The sequence below is a fragment of the Gymnodinialimonas ulvae genome (assembly GCF_037543845.1).
GTDB lineage: Bacteria > Pseudomonadota > Alphaproteobacteria > Rhodobacterales > Rhodobacteraceae > Gymnodinialimonas > Gymnodinialimonas ulvae.
This window is the reverse complement of sequence record NZ_JBBIFX010000002.1, coordinates 603576-617192: the sequence shown is the minus strand read 5'-3', so window position 1 is coordinate 617192 and position 13617 is coordinate 603576. Positions and strand designations below refer to the sequence as shown.

Annotated in this window: 12 protein-coding genes; 2 read left to right on the top strand and 10 right to left on the bottom strand. The window is 61.7% G+C overall.

Annotation, left to right across the window (positions count from 1 at the left end):
* Positions 1-64: 64 nt before the first annotated feature.
* Positions 65-811, bottom strand: coding sequence for a transcriptional regulator FnrL (gene fnrL / locus V8J83_RS12940; RefSeq protein ID WP_339986807.1), 747 nt, complete (start codon positions 809-811; stop codon positions 65-67).
* A 79-nt stretch (positions 812-890) separates the two neighbouring features.
* Here fnrL and hemN point away from each other — a divergent pair, with 79 nt between their 5' ends.
* Positions 891-2240, top strand: a complete 1350-nt coding sequence (hemN, locus tag V8J83_RS12935; protein ID WP_339986806.1) for an oxygen-independent coproporphyrinogen III oxidase — start codon at positions 891-893, stop codon at positions 2238-2240.
* Here the strand turns inward: hemN and V8J83_RS12930 are convergent.
* The 5 genes from V8J83_RS12930 to V8J83_RS12910 form a co-directional block, all read right to left on the bottom strand.
* A complete protein-coding gene (locus V8J83_RS12930) occupies positions 2237-4144 on the bottom strand; it encodes an ABC transporter ATP-binding protein (protein ID WP_339986805.1) in 1908 nt (635 codons plus the stop codon). The genes hemN and V8J83_RS12930 overlap by 4 nt on opposite strands.
* Positions 4141-5460 (bottom strand): ABC transporter permease, encoded by a 1320-nt coding sequence (locus tag V8J83_RS12925; protein ID WP_339986804.1) that lies wholly within the window; start codon positions 5458-5460, stop codon positions 4141-4143. Before V8J83_RS12925 ends, V8J83_RS12930 begins: the two co-directional genes overlap by 4 nt.
* Before the next feature lie 6 nt (positions 5461-5466).
* Positions 5467-6621, bottom strand: a complete 1155-nt coding sequence (locus V8J83_RS12920; protein ID WP_339986803.1) for a microcin C ABC transporter permease YejB — start codon at positions 6619-6621, stop codon at positions 5467-5469.
* Between the two features lie 15 nt (positions 6622-6636).
* Positions 6637-8619, bottom strand: coding sequence for an extracellular solute-binding protein (locus V8J83_RS12915; protein WP_339986802.1), 1983 nt, complete (start codon positions 8617-8619; stop codon positions 6637-6639).
* 168 nt (positions 8620-8787) lie between these two features.
* Positions 8788-9303 carry a c-type cytochrome gene (locus V8J83_RS12910; protein ID WP_339986801.1) on the bottom strand — a complete coding sequence of 172 codons (516 nt, stop codon included), beginning with the start codon at positions 9301-9303 and terminating at the stop codon, positions 8788-8790.
* 114 nt (positions 9304-9417) lie between these two features.
* On the opposite strand from V8J83_RS12910, the gene V8J83_RS12905 reads away from it, so the two are divergent.
* Complete coding sequence (locus tag V8J83_RS12905) at positions 9418-10248, top strand: prephenate dehydratase (RefSeq protein WP_339986800.1); 831 nt, start codon at positions 9418-9420, stop codon at positions 10246-10248.
* A 223-nt stretch (positions 10249-10471) separates the two neighbouring features.
* On the opposite strand, the gene V8J83_RS12900 is transcribed toward V8J83_RS12905, so the two are convergent.
* The 4 genes from V8J83_RS12900 to V8J83_RS12885 all read right to left on the bottom strand — a co-directional run bounded on the left by V8J83_RS12900 (position 10472) and on the right by V8J83_RS12885 (position 13599).
* A complete protein-coding gene (locus V8J83_RS12900; protein ID WP_339986799.1) occupies positions 10472-11668 on the bottom strand; it encodes an RNA polymerase sigma factor in 1197 nt (398 codons plus the stop codon).
* Positions 11665-12021, bottom strand: a complete 357-nt coding sequence (locus V8J83_RS12895) for a YciI family protein (RefSeq protein WP_339986798.1) — start codon at positions 12019-12021, stop codon at positions 11665-11667. Before V8J83_RS12895 ends, V8J83_RS12900 begins: the two co-directional genes overlap by 4 nt.
* A gap of 28 nt (positions 12022-12049) precedes the next feature.
* The gene (locus V8J83_RS12890) at positions 12050-12562 is read right to left on the bottom strand and encodes an SRPBCC family protein (protein ID WP_339986797.1); all 513 of its coding nucleotides are present in this window, start codon (positions 12560-12562) and stop codon (positions 12050-12052) included.
* A gap of 131 nt (positions 12563-12693) precedes the next feature.
* Positions 12694-13599, bottom strand: coding sequence for an alpha/beta hydrolase (locus tag V8J83_RS12885; protein WP_339986796.1), 906 nt, complete (start codon positions 13597-13599; stop codon positions 12694-12696).
* Positions 13600-13617: the final 18 nt, after the last annotated feature.

Here is a 13617-nt window from a genome sequence, read left to right as displayed (position 1 = left end):
GCGGGTCAGAAAACGAGAAACGCCCCGGCGAGGGGCGCTTCGGAAGGGCAATTTGTTCGTTTGATCAGAACAGAACGCCACCGTCGGCGTCATCACCGGTCTCATCAATGAGCACGCTGAAATCCGGGACAAGCACACGGCGCTTGCCTTCAAGCTGGATCACACCGTCGCGTTTGAGGCCCGACATCTGACGGCTGACCGTCTCAAGCGTGAGGCCGAGGTAATCGGCCATCGCTTCGCGGGTCAGGGGCAATTCGAACACGACATCGGTTCCGACTTCGCCACCTTTTCCCTGCGTCTCCCTGCGCGCGATGATGGACAGGAAACTGGCGATCTTTTCGCGGGCGGTCTTGCGACCGAGAATCAGCATCCACTCACGCGCCGCATCCAGTTCATCCAGCGTCATTTCGAGAAGCCGCTGGCTGATGTGCGGCGTTCCGATCAGCATTTCTTCAAACGGCTTGCGCCGGAAACAGCACAAGGTGACGTCAGAGACTGCGGTCACATCATAGGCGACGGCTTTGCGGTTGGGACGCCCGATGAAGTCGGACGCCAGCAGCAATCCGACCATCTGCCTGCGACCGTCTTCCATCGTCTGCGCCAGGCTGGCGACACCGCCAACGACCGAGGCAACAAAATCCAGATCGTCGCCGGCCCATACAATCGTCTCTCCGGCCTTGAAGCTGCGGTAGAATTTGATGGCGTTGAGCTGTTCCAGCTCGTCTTGATCGCATCGCGCACAAACGGCCCGGTGACGGATCGGGCAGGCCGAGCAATCGGTCTTTTCGAGCTTGAAGTCTGTGTGCTGCATGGCGCGCTCCTGCAGATGTTCCCGCGCAAATTTGATCTATGTCAATGTGCGCGTGTCGTACGCCTTTAAGTTGTACACTATGGATCGCTATTTTCAAATGCGGCAGCATGGTCTTTTTGAGGCCAATGTCCCGCGCTACACATCATACCCGCCTGCCAACCACTTTGCTGGCGATGTCACGCCCGAGATCCATCGCGCCTGGCTGGCGGCGATCCCGGCGGGCTCGAAAGTGTCACTTTATCTGCATGTTCCCTTCTGTAGACGGCTGTGCTGGTTCTGCGCATGCCGCACACAAGGCATGCAATCCGAGGGGCCGGTGGTCGCCTATACCGACACTCTTATACAAGAAATTCAATCCCTTAGCAGCATATTGCCGCAGGGTGTCGAAATCGCGAAACTTCACTGGGGCGGGGGCACTCCGACGCTTTTGAAAGCCTCCGAGATGACCCGTTTGGCCGCTGCGATCCGCGGATCCATTCGGGTAAGCGATTCGGTGGAGTTCTCGGTTGAGATCGATCCGAACGAAATCGACGATGCCCGTCTCGACGCGTTGGCTGCCGCGGGCATGCGGCGCGCCTCCATCGGGGTTCAGGACTTTGACCCGGAGATCCAGAAAATCATTGGGCGGGAGCAGAGCTTTGAGGTCACTCGCAGTGCGGTTGAAGGGCTTCGCGCGCGCGGCGTTTCCTCACTCAATACCGACCTTCTCTACGGCCTGCCGCGGCAAACGCAGGAGCGGATCACGGCCTCCATGCAGATGTTGCTATCGCTTAACCCGGACCGGGTCGCGCTCTATGGATATGCGCATGTACCCTGGATGGCGAAACGCCAGAGTTTGATCCCGATCGAGGATCTGCCCGCGCCCGAGGCGCGGTTGGCGTTGTTCGAGACCGCCGAAGAAATCCTGCGCTGGGATGGGTATTCCCGCATCGGCATCGACCATTTTGCACGACCGAACGATACCTTGGCCGAAGCCGAGCGCCAGGGGCGTCTGAGGCGAAATTTTCAGGGCTACACCGACGACACCTGCGACGTGCTGATCGGTGTCGGTGCGTCTTCCATCTCGAAGTTTCCGCAAGGCTTCGTCCAGAACACCGCCAGTACCGCCAACTATCAAAGGGCCGTACGGGCCGGGGATCTTCCGACCGGGCGCGGCCACGTACTGACCAAGGACGACATTCTGCGTAGCGAGATCATCGAGCAGTTAATGTGCGGTTTTGGATATGATCTGCGCAAGATCAACCCAGCGCAACGAGCCAAGGTCGCGCCGATCCTCGATGACCTTGCGCGCGCGTATGACGGCCATGTGACACGCACCGAGACAGGTGTCCGCATCCTTGAGGCGTCAACGCCGTTGACCCGGATCATCGCGCGGCACATAGATGCCTACACCAGCACCCAATCCGCCAGTCACTCGTCGGCGATTTAGGCCGCGCCCGCCCGGTCGCCCAAGGCCGCCGCCATCAATTCGCGCGTGTAGGGGTGTTGAGGGTTATCAAACAGCGCGCTTGTCTCCCCCATTTCGACCACGTCGCCTTGTTTCATCACGATCACCTTGTGACTAAGTGCACGCACGACGCGCAGGTCATGGCTGATGAACAGGTAGGCGAGGTTGTGATCCTTCTGCAGCTTGCGCAGCAATTCGACAATCTGCACCTGCACGGTCATGTCGAGCGCGCTCGTCGGCTCGTCCAGCACCACAAGTTTCGGTCGCAGGATCATGGCGCGCGCGATGGCGATCCGCTGCCGTTGTCCGCCTGAGAATTCGTGCGGATAGCGGTGCATCATGTCCCGCTCCAGACCGACTTCCTCAAGGATCTCACCCACGCGGACCCGGCGTTCACGGGGGCCCACCCCCTGCACCACCAAGCCTTCCGAAACGATCTGTTCGACCGTCATGCGAGGGCTCAGAGAACCATAGGGGTCTTGGAACACGATTTGCATGTCGCGACGCACATCCCGCAGGCCCGCCTTCCCCTGCCCCGACAGATCGCGGCCAAGGAACATGATCGGGCCTTCCGACTTGATCAGCCGCATGATCGCCAGCGCGAGCGTTGTCTTGCCCGAGCCGCTCTCACCGACAATGCCAAGTGTTTCGCCGCGCCGCACGCTGATGCTGGCGGCGTTGACGGCCTTCACATGACCCACTGTTCGGCGCAAAAGACCGCGCGTGATCGGGAACCAGATGCGCAACTCGTCGGTGTTGAGGATCTCCTCCGCTTCGCCGGATATCGGATCCGGCGTTCCGGACGGTTCCGCCCCCAGCAATTTACGCGTGTAGGGGTGTTGCGGATTGTCGAAAATCTCGGCGGTCTTGCCCTGCTCGACGATCTCTCCGCCCTGCATGACACAGACGCGGTCGGCGATGCGCCTTACGATCGCAAGATCATGGGTTATGAACAGAAGGCTCATTTGTTCCGCGCGTTTGAGATCGCCAAGAAGGTCGAGGATCTGCGCCTGGATCGTCACGTCGAGCGCCGTGGTCGGCTCATCCGCAATCAGCAATTCGGGCCCGTTCGCCAGCGCCATGGCGATCATCACACGCTGTCGCTGCCCACCGGACAATTGGTGCGGATAGGCCCCCAAGCGGGTTTCGGGATCACGGATCCCGACCTTGGTCAACAGATCCAATACGCGCGAGCGCAAATCAGAGGACACCACATCGGTGAACCCGAGCGCTCGCAAGATGAACCGTACCACAAGCAGCGGCACCGCGATCATGGCCGTCCAGATCGCTGCCTGAAGGATCGCCCCGATCAGGCTCCCGGCCGCAAAGATCAAGGCACCGCCGGTCCCGGCGAGGTCAACGACCTGTTCGCGGATCCGGCCAAAATCATCGGGCTGGATCACCGCGAAAACGTAGAACAGCACGATGGATAACAGGCCGAACACCGCCAACAGCACCGGCCCAGGGTTGCCGCCCGCGATGGTGCTGGCCAACCGTTTCAGCGACCCGGGATAGGTGTAGTCGCCATGCAGGACGAGGCTTTCGGCCATCTGCTTTTCGATGGTGTGCAGAGGGTTGAGCGAGGTCATCGGCTCCTGAAAGATGAAGCTGATGTCGTTGCCGCGCACGCGCCGCAGCTCGGCATCCGAGGCGCCGATCATCTCGGTCCCGTTATACGTGATCGAGCCGCCAAGCTGCGCTGAGCCCGGCAGCAGATCCACGGTCGACAGGGCCGTCACCGATTTACCGGAGCCGGATTCGCCCACCAAAGCCACCGTTTCACCCTTCTCGACGTGGAACGAGATGCCCCGCACGGCGCGCACCGTGTTGCCTTCCTGTGTGAAGTCGACGCTGAGGTCGCGGAAATCAAGAATGCGCCGGCTCATGAGAAGGTCTTCCGTGGGTCAAACGCATCGCGCACGCCTTCAAAGACAAACACCAGAAGCGAAAGCATGAAGGCGAAGGTGAAAAAGGCAGTGAAGCCGAGCCAAGGCGCTTGCAGGTTGTTTTTGGCCTGCAAGGTCATCTCCCCCAGAGAGGGTTCGGAGGACGGCAGGCCAAAGCCGAGGAAATCAAGGCTCGCAAGCCCCGCAATCGTACCGGTCAATATGAACGGCAGGAACGTTAGAGTGGCGACCATAGCGTTCGGCAGGATGTGGCGGAACATAATGGTACCGTTGCCCACCCCCAGCGCGCGGGCGGCGCGCACATATTCGAAATTGCGCGCCCGCAGGAATTCCGCGCGCACCACGCCCGTCAGGTTCATCCATCCGAAGAAGACCATCAGGAACACCAATAGCGTGAAATTCATCGGGAAGATCGCCGCGACGATGATGATCACGTAAAGGCTTGGCGTGGCGTTCCAAATCTCGATGATGCGCTGCCAGATCAGGTCTACAAGGCCGCCGAAATACCCCTGAAGCGCGCCCATGAAGATGCCGATGACCGACGTGCAGAACGTCACGATCAGGGCGAAACTGACCGACAATTCGAACCCGTAGATGACCCGCGCCATCACATCGCGCGACGTGTCATCGGTGCCCAGAAGGTTGGTGCCACGAATGTCCTCGGGCAGCAGGCCAAAGCGCGTGTTGGCCACGGGCTGCCCGGTGTCGTCAAGGACCGGCTCCCCGGCGGTGTCCAGTTCCGGATCGGACCAGAAACCGATCACGTTCGGCGGTGCCGGTGCCACGCCGGGGCGATCCACGATGGTGTTGAAGCTGTGCGGGATCAATGGCCACATGATCCAGCCCTGATTGACCTCAGAGCCGTTGTAGAATCCGGTCTCCTCGACCTCGGCCATGACGCCGTCGGGATCGTCCCAACAGTCTTCAAGCCCGCCGGAAACGATCAGGCATTGGACCTCCACGTCGCGGTAGACGGCCTCGGTGCGGAAATCGCCACCGAATGCGGTCTCGGGGTAGAAGTTGAAGATCGGCGTGAAATACTCACCCTGATAATTGACCAGCAGCGGGCGATCATTGGCAAGGTACGGTGCCAGAAGGGATAGGCCGTAGAGGATCAGGAAAATCCAAAGCGACCAGAACGCCCGGCGGTTGCGCTTGAAGTTGCGCCAGCGGCGCCGGTTCAGCGGGCTGAGCCAGCCCTTCCGGTCGCCCTGCACCCGTCCATGGGTTTCGGCGGCACTTGGCTCCTGCTCGGGCAAGGGCGGCGTCTGCGGGGTGTCAGAGGGAAGGGCCATGGCGCGCTAGCCCTCCAACGATTCAAAGTCGATGCGCGGATCGATCCACACATACATCAGGTCCGACAGGATCCCGACGGTCAATCCGATCAGGCTGAAGACGAAGAGCGTGCCGAAGACCACCGGGTAATCCCGGCTGACCACTGCCTCAAAGCCGAGCCTGCCCAAACCATCCAGCGAGAAGATCGTCTCGATAATTAGGGACCCGCCGAAGAAGACCCCGATGAAGACCGCCGGGAACCCCGCGATCACGATCAGCATCGCGTTGCGGAAGACGTGGCCATAAAGCACCCTGCGCTCGCCCAGACCCTTGGCCTTCGCGGTCATAACGTATTGCTTCTTGATCTCATCAAGGAAGCTGTTCTTCGTCAGCAAAGTTAGCGTCGCGAAGGCCGAGATCGTCGAAGCGAGCACCGGCAGGGTGATGTGCCAGAAGTAATCGCCGATCTGCTGGATCAGGTTCATGTCCTCGAACCCGTCCGACGTCAGGCCGCGCAGCGGGAACCATTGTAGATATCGCCCCCCCGCAAACACCACCAGAAGAATGATCCCGAACAGGAACCCGGGGATCGCGTAGGCCACGATGATCAGCGCGCTCGTGGCACTGTCGAAGCGTGTGCCGTCGCGGACCGCCTTGCGAATGCCCAACGGGATGGAGACCATGTAGGCGATGATCGTGGACCACAGGCCAAGCGTGATCGAGACGGGCATCTTTTCGATCACCAGATCGACGACCGAGATCGAACGAAAATAGCTCTCTCCGAAATCGAAACGCAGGTAATCCATCATCATCAGGCCAAAGCGTTCGAGGATCGGGATTTCCTCGGCCACACATTCCACCGCATCAAGGTCTGGCTCGCCGGTGAAGCCGTCTTCACAGACGATGCGGGCGAAATTGAATTCCACCTGCAACTGTTCAAGAAACTGCGGCGGCAAGCCCCGCGCGCCCTGATAGCCAACGTCAAAATCTGCAGTGTCAGCGGCATTATCGCCCCCGCCGCCCGAGATTCCGGCAAACACATCACCCTCGCCCTCAAGCTGCGCGATGATCTGGTCTATCGGCCCACCCGGCACGAACTGAATCAGCGTGAAGTTCAACAGCATGACGCCGAAAATCGTCGGAATCACCAGCAACAGCCGTCGGAGGATATAGGCGCCCATGGCTGCGAACCGACCTTAAAGAACGCCGGCGTCGCGCAGATCCTGCTCCGCGTCCGGGTCAATCCACCAGAAATCAAGGAAACCAAGGCTGTAGGGCGGCAGGTTCTCGGGGTAGCGATACATGTTGTAATACGCGACCCAATGCGCGGGGTTGTACCACTGGCCAACACGGATCACGCGGTCGCGCAGCACCCGGTCAAGCGCACGCACGGCTACATCCAGTTCTTCGCGGGTTTCGGTCTGCACCACCGCCTCGATCAGCGCGTCGATGCCCTCATCGGCAAGACCCGGCACGTTGAACAGGCTTTCGTCGGCGCCAAGCGATCCGAAGTATTGCCGCAGGCTTGCACCGGGCTCATAAGTCATCGGAAAATGGTCCGTGATCATGTCGTAATCGGCGTCACGCTGGCGTTGTTGCAACTGCGCGTTATCGACCCGGTTCATCGACGCATTCACACCAATGGCGCGCAGGTTCTCGACATAGGGGTTGATGATGCGGTCAAACAGCGGCGAGGAATTCAGGAATTCGACATCCAGTGTCTGGCCCGCCTCATTGCGCAACAGGCCATCGTCGCCGGGCACCCAGCCCGCTTCTTCCAAAAGCCCAAGCGCGCGGCGCGATTGGCGGCGATCAAGCGCGCGGTCGGCGGTCGATTCCGGGACCGCATAGACTTCTTCACTGAACACGGTCGGGGGCAATTGATCCCGGAACTGCTCCAACAGGGCCAATTCGTCACCTTCCGGTAGGCCGTCTGCCTCCATCCAGGTGTTTTCCCAGAAGCTGACCACCGGCGCGTAGAGGCCGTAGAACAGCGTCTCATTCGTCCATTCGAAGTTGAACATATGCGCCAGCGCGCTGCGCACGCGGACGTCCTGGAACTGCGGACGGCGCAGGTTGATCATGAAGCTCTGGCCCGAGGCGATCGTGCCATCGGGCAATTCTTCGCGGATCACCGTGCCGTCGGACAGGGCCGGGAAGTCGTAATTGTTGGCCCAGGCCTGAGACGAGCTTTCCTGCCGGAAGGTGTAATTACCCGCGGTGAAGCCTTCGAACGCGGCCAGGCTATCGCCGTAATACTCGATGCGGATCGCGTCGAAATTGTTGCGCCCCTGGGTGATCCAATGGTCATCGCCCCAATAGTCACGGTTGCGGGTGAAGACCACGCGCTGGCCGGGTTCCACCTCGCCCAGAACGTAGGGGCCGGACCCGGTCAACGGATCGAGACGGCTGTCCTCGAAGGCAAGGCCCGAGGCCTCGTGGCTGGCCTGGCTGAAGACCGGCAGACCACCGGCGGTCTGGATCCGGTCACGCAAGGGCGCGTCGGGGTTGAAGTCGAACCGAATGGTCCGCTCGTCGAGCACCTCAGCGCTGGCGATGGTGTTTGGGATATTGGCGCGGAACGACGGCAGACCCTCGTCGCGCAGGATCTCGTAGGAGAACATCACATCCTGCGCGGTCATTGGTGTGCCGTCCGAAAACCGCACATCCTCGCGCAGGGTGAAAATCACGTGGGAGCGGTCTTCGGGATAGGCGAATTCTTCACAGAGCAGACAATAGGATGAACCGATTTCATCCGCCGTCGCCTCCAGCATCGACTCAAAGAAGATGTTGGACAGCACCGCCGGGCGCCCGATGCGCGAATACGGGTGCATGGAATCGAAGGAGCCGGACGACCAGGCGAATGACATCTCGCCACCCTGCGGCGCGTCGGGGTTTACGTAGTCGAGGTGCGGGCTGTCGGGGGTGTAGCGCAATTCACCGAATGTGGAGATGCCGAAGGTCCGGATCAGGCCGTCATCGCCGACCTCCTGCGCCTTTGCGGCAAAGCTTCCAAGCGCGAGGATCAGGGCCGCTCCGGCCAACGGCAAGGCCGTCATGCGCCATGTGCGGCTTTGGTCGGCGGCGGTTTCACGTGTCGCCACGCGCGCCGTGGCTTCGGTCTGGTCCTGCATATGCACCTCCGGTGGTCGGATCGGGAATCCAACGCGACGTTGCATCGCGCCTCCCTTATTATGGTTCACGAGAGGTTAGAGACCAGCCCGCCCCCGGTTCAAGTTGAGATTCCGTGAACACATGGTGATCAGACGCTTTTTTCGCGGAATGAGCCCCGGAAACGGAAAACGCCGCCCCGGGGCGGCGCATTCGATGCTGTGCTTTCGCGATGCTTATTGCTGAGTCGCGAGGTAGGCGATCAGGTTGGCTCGATCTTCGATGTCGTCCATCCCGCCGTAGGACATGGATGTTCCGGGCGCGTACTCGCGCGGGTTTGCGATGAAACCGGAGATATTCTCAGGCGTCCAATCGCCTTCAAGCGCCAGAAGCCCATCGGAATAATCAAAGCCCTCAGCCGAATGCTTGGGGCGCCCAACAACGCCCAACAGATACGGGCCCACGCCGTTTTGCCCTGCGTTCAGTGCGTGGCAGGCGGAGCATTGACGCCACAGGCGCTCGCCCGCGCCGGCGTCCGCGACCGCGTAGACGTCGGCAAACGGAACCTCAGGGACTTCTTCCGCCGGCTCGGCCGATTCATCGACGATCGCAATCCGATAGCCACTGACATGATCTTCGTCATGGTGGTCGACGTTATAAAGCCCCTCGGCGGCCCATCCGCCCAGAAGAAACACCAGAAGGGCTGCACAAACCGCGCCGCCGGCTTTGGTGATGGTCATCGTGTCAAACATGTCAGCTCCACAAAGGTCTTCTGTCGCTCGTTGCCGGGTATGTATGGTGTTCCTTTGGGGCAAGGCAAGGTGTAGGGAGCGCGACGAAACGACCTTTTCGAGCGGATTATGCCCATGACGGACCGTATTGCCTTTCAGGGAGAGCCCGGAGCCTATTCGCATCAGGCCTGTGTTGATGCGCGCCCCGAACTTGAGCCCCTGCCATGCGCCACCTTCGAGGACGTGATCGAGGCGGTTCGAGGCGGGGCTGCCGCGCAGGCGATGTTGCCGGTCGAGAACTCTACTTACGGACGGGTTGCGGACATCCACCGGCTTCTCCCGGAATCGGGGCTGCATATCGTCGATGAGGCCTTCGTGCGGGTGCATATCAACCTTCTGGCGCTGCCCGGTACTCGGCTTGAGGATGTGAGGGAGGCCTATTCGCATCTGGTCTTGCTGCCGCAATGCGGGACGTTTCTGCGCGACAAGGGGATCACCGGGCGGGTCAGCCCGGATAATGCGCGCGCAGCGCGGGATGTGGCCGAATGGGACGAGCCGGGCAAAGCGGCGCTGGCCTCGGAACTGGCGGCGGAGATTTACGGGCTCGACGTTCTGGCGCGCCATATCGAGGACCATGACCGCAACACGACGCGGTTTTTGGTGATGCAGCGCGCGGCCGACCTCAGCCGGCGCGGCGATCATATGATGACGACCTTTGTTTTCCGGGTCCGCAATATTCCAGCCGCGCTGTACAAGGCGATGGGCGGGTTTGCGACCAATGGGGTGAACATGACCAAGCTGGAGAGCTACATGGTCGGCGGCCATTTCACGGCGACGCAGTTCTATGCCGATATCGAGGGGCATCCCGACGATCCCAACGTGCAGCTGGCCTTGGATGAGCTGGGATATTTCACCAGCGAGTTGAAAATCCTGGGCACCTATCCGGCAGATGCGGCGCGGGACTGATCAGAGGCCTTGGGCTTATCACGCGTGATAACTGGGCTTAACGCCTTATGATAAAACGGAAAACCCGTTCTTACTAACTTTTTGTCAGCCGATTTTCTGAGCAGAGGGGGCGCTGCCCCCTTACGCGCCGTTTCCCGGAGGAAACGGCGCTGACCCCCGAGGTTTTTCTGGCAAGATGAAACAGAGGCGCGGAGGGCGGTCAGGCGGATATCCCGGGCGGGCGTCAGGAGGGGTCCGGATCCAGGCAGGCGCGGCGGTCCGTGAGCCAGGCCGCGGCAGCAGCAGATGGGCTAAGCTCGATGGCGCGGGTGTAGGCGCGCGCGGCCTCCATCGGGTCCGCTTCGGCCAGCAGATGGGCGCGGGTGGCCCAATAGGGTTGAAACGCCTCCGCCGCCGCAGGGTCGATCAGATCGAGAAGCTTGAGCCCCTCTGCGGGACCGGCATCCTGCCCCACGGCCATGGCGCGCCCGACGGCGGCCCCCAGCGAAGGCGCGATTTGCATCAGGCCTGCGTAGAGCTGCGAGATCGCGCGCCAATTTGTGACCTTTGTCACATGGCGCTCTGCGTGGACGGCTTGAATCGCGGCTTCCAATTGAAAGCGGCCGATCTGCCCAAGCGCAGAGGCGCGCGTCAGAAAATACGCGGCACGGTCGATCAGATCTTTGTTCCAAAGCGCAGTGTCCTGTTTCGGCAGGGGCACGTAGTGACCGTCTTGCACGGATGCGGGGCGGCGCGCCTCGATAAAGGTGATCAGCGCGGCAAGCCCAAACGCCTCGGCGCTGTCCGGCATGAGGTTTGCAAGGGTTGTGGCGAGGAAATGCGCCTCATGGCTGAGGTCGCCCGGACCGTCCTGCCAGTCGACCGCATAGGCGGCGTAAACCGCATCGAGCAAGGCTTCGAGCCGTGTGGACAGATCCGCCTGCTCGGGGAGGGCAAACGGGATGCGCGTGTCCCGGATCTTGCGCTTCACTCGGACCAGGCGTTGAGCCATGGCTGCGCGGGGCGTGTTGAAAACGCGCGCGATATCAGAGGCTTCAACCCCAAGCACGGTTTGCAGGATCAAGGGGGTGCGCAGGCCCACGTCGATTGCGGGATGCGCGCAGACAAACATCAGTTTCAAGCGATCGTCAGGGAATTCCGGTGTGTCGGGCGCGTGCATGTCGGGCACCTCATCGGTGAAGGTGACGCGGCGGTCGCGGCGGGCGGCGTCGATCCGGCGGTTGCGGGCGGTGGTCAGAAGCCAGGCTTCGGGGCGGTCGGGGATGCCGTTTGCGGGCCAGGTGCGCAGCGCCTGAACGAAGGCCTCGGCCAGCGCATCTTCGGCAGCGGCAATGTCGCCGGACCGGACGGAGAGAAGCGCGACCAGCTTTCCGTAGGACGCGCGCGCCGCGTCTTCAGCGGCGCGCGCAGGATCGCTCATTCGAGGCTGTCCATGGCGCTTGCACGGATCTCGACCTTGCCCATCTGAGCGGCCGGGCACTGCTCGGCCCATTTGAGCGCCGCGTCGAGGTCGGGCACGTCAATGACGAAATAGCCGCCAAGGGTTTCGCGGGTTTCGGCTACGGGGCCGTCCTGCACCGTCCTGTCACCACCCTTGCGGCTCAGCGTGGTGGCGGTGTCGGCGGGGTGGAGCCAATCGGTATCAACGAACACCCCGGCGTCTTGCAGGGCCTCGATGTACTGGCCGTAGACGGATTTCATCTCCACCCAATCATCTTGCGTCATATCGGCGAAATCGGCGGGGTCGGAATAGAGCAGGAACGTGTAACGCATTGGCTTTTCCTTGGTCTGGTGAGGGGGATTAGGCGGCAACGCGGGCGATGTTGGCAAGGCCGGTCTCGTATGTGGTGCCCAACATGCGGTCCATGAAAAGGCCGAACACGCGGACGGCGGGGTTCAGGCCGAGATCGGACTCAACGGCCCAGGTCACGCGGGTCTGATCGCCGTCTGCCTGCGCGGTGATGTGCTGCGTCGGCTGGCCCATGGCACCGAGGTCGATGGCGTAGGTGACGGTGTCGGCGGTGATGCGGGCGATGGTTTGGGTGCCGGAGCCGCCCTGCCCGTCAAAGCGAAAGCCCGCGCCGATGCCCGCCTCGGGTCCGAACGGAACGATTTGCAGGTCTGGGTCCGCGGTCAGGTAAGGGTTGAACCGCTGGAAGCCTTCGGTGGTGGAGGCGAGCGCCAGAACGGCCTGCGGTGTGGTGTCGACAAGGGCGCTGCGTTCAACGGTGACGTGACGCGGTAGAAGGTAGGTGGCAGCGGTGGCAAGGGCGAGTGTTGCGGCCCCGGTGGCAAGAAGCGCGGTGAGGGTCATGGTGATCTCCGTTGGTCCGAGCGAAGGCGGGAGTGCCTTCACCCCCATGACGAACGGAACGCGGGGTGGATCGACAATGCGGCGCGATTATTTCGCGAAAATCGCGTAAATTTTTGATTTCGTGGGATACTTTATTGCGCAGGGGCCATGACTTCGAACCACGCCCAGGCGTCGCGGGCGATGCGGGGCCCGGCGTTGTAGAACCAGTGATTGTGCAACGGGATCACCATCAGTTCGCTGCGATGACCATGTTCGGACAGGGTAAGCGCGGCGGCGCGGGCTTCTTCCATCGGGAAAATATGATCATAGGCGCCAAGGTAGTGGCGGATCGGGGGGCCGTCGTCGCGGAGACGCATGCCCTCGGCCGGGAGGGTGCCAGCGTGAGTGGCGACGGCGCGCCATGGGCCGTCGGCGCGGTGGGCCAGGAATTGCGCGTAGATGGAGCCGTTGGAATGGCCGAAAAGGAACATTCGGTCGCGGTCGATGGGGATCGTGGCCTCGGCTTGCGTGAGGGCGGCGGCGATGAGGGGGCGTTCATCGGTGCCGAGATCCCAGCGGGTATCTGCGGATTTGAGTGAGACCAACAGCAGACCGTTGGCGTCGGCGACATCATCCCACATGTCGATCATCGACAATTCATCGCGAGCCGCACCGTGGAACAGGATGATCACGGGGCGCGCGACTTCCCCCTGCCCGCCGTCATATAGGCCCACGCGGCGCAGACGCAGGCCGTTGCGGATGCGCAGGGTTGTGACGTCACGCACCTCCGGCGTGTAGTCGGAGCCATCGCTCGCCTCGGCCTCAAGATCGCGCCGTTCGCGGGTGATGTAGAGCGCAGGCGGATAAGGCGCAGGAGGCGCTGTGGCGAGGGTGGGCGCAGAGTCTGGTGCAGGGGTTTCAGCCGTGTTTTGGGCGGCGTTTACAGCGGCGGCTTGAGCAGCATCGGGCGCGGCGGAGGTTTCGCCGACATAGAGCCAGCCCGCGTAGCCGACGAGCGCGAGGCCAAGGACCAAAATGAGTGTTGAAAGGTTCTTCATCCCACCCTCCCATCCGAT

Excerpts from the sequence above, each read along its gene's own strand:
- fnrL (WP_339986807.1), bottom strand. The coding sequence starts at position 811 with ATGCAGCACACAGACTTCAAGCTCGAAAAGACCGATTGCTCGGCCTGC.
- V8J83_RS12920 (WP_339986803.1), bottom strand. The coding sequence starts at position 6,621 with ATGGGCGCCTATATCCTCCGACGGCTGTTGCTGGTGATTCCGACGATT.
- V8J83_RS12905 (WP_339986800.1), top strand. The coding sequence starts at position 9,418 with ATGACGGACCGTATTGCCTTTCAGGGAGAGCCCGGAGCCTATTCGCAT.
- hemN (WP_339986806.1), top strand. The coding sequence starts at position 891 with ATGGATCGCTATTTTCAAATGCGGCAGCATGGTCTTTTTGAGGCCAAT.
- V8J83_RS12925 (WP_339986804.1), bottom strand. The coding sequence starts at position 5,460 with ATGGCCCTTCCCTCTGACACCCCGCAGACGCCGCCCTTGCCCGAGCAG.
- V8J83_RS12885 (WP_339986796.1), bottom strand. The coding sequence starts at position 13,599 with ATGAAGAACCTTTCAACACTCATTTTGGTCCTTGGCCTCGCGCTCGTC.
- V8J83_RS12890 (WP_339986797.1), bottom strand. The coding sequence starts at position 12,562 with ATGACCCTCACCGCGCTTCTTGCCACCGGGGCCGCAACACTCGCCCTT.
- V8J83_RS12910 (WP_339986801.1), bottom strand. The coding sequence starts at position 9,303 with ATGTTTGACACGATGACCATCACCAAAGCCGGCGGCGCGGTTTGTGCA.
- V8J83_RS12915 (WP_339986802.1), bottom strand. The coding sequence starts at position 8,619 with ATGCAACGTCGCGTTGGATTCCCGATCCGACCACCGGAGGTGCATATG.
- V8J83_RS12930 (WP_339986805.1), bottom strand. The coding sequence starts at position 4,144 with ATGAGCCGGCGCATTCTTGATTTCCGCGACCTCAGCGTCGACTTCACA.
- V8J83_RS12895 (WP_339986798.1), bottom strand. The coding sequence starts at position 12,021 with ATGCGTTACACGTTCCTGCTCTATTCCGACCCCGCCGATTTCGCCGAT.
- V8J83_RS12900 (WP_339986799.1), bottom strand. The coding sequence starts at position 11,668 with ATGAGCGATCCTGCGCGCGCCGCTGAAGACGCGGCGCGCGCGTCCTAC.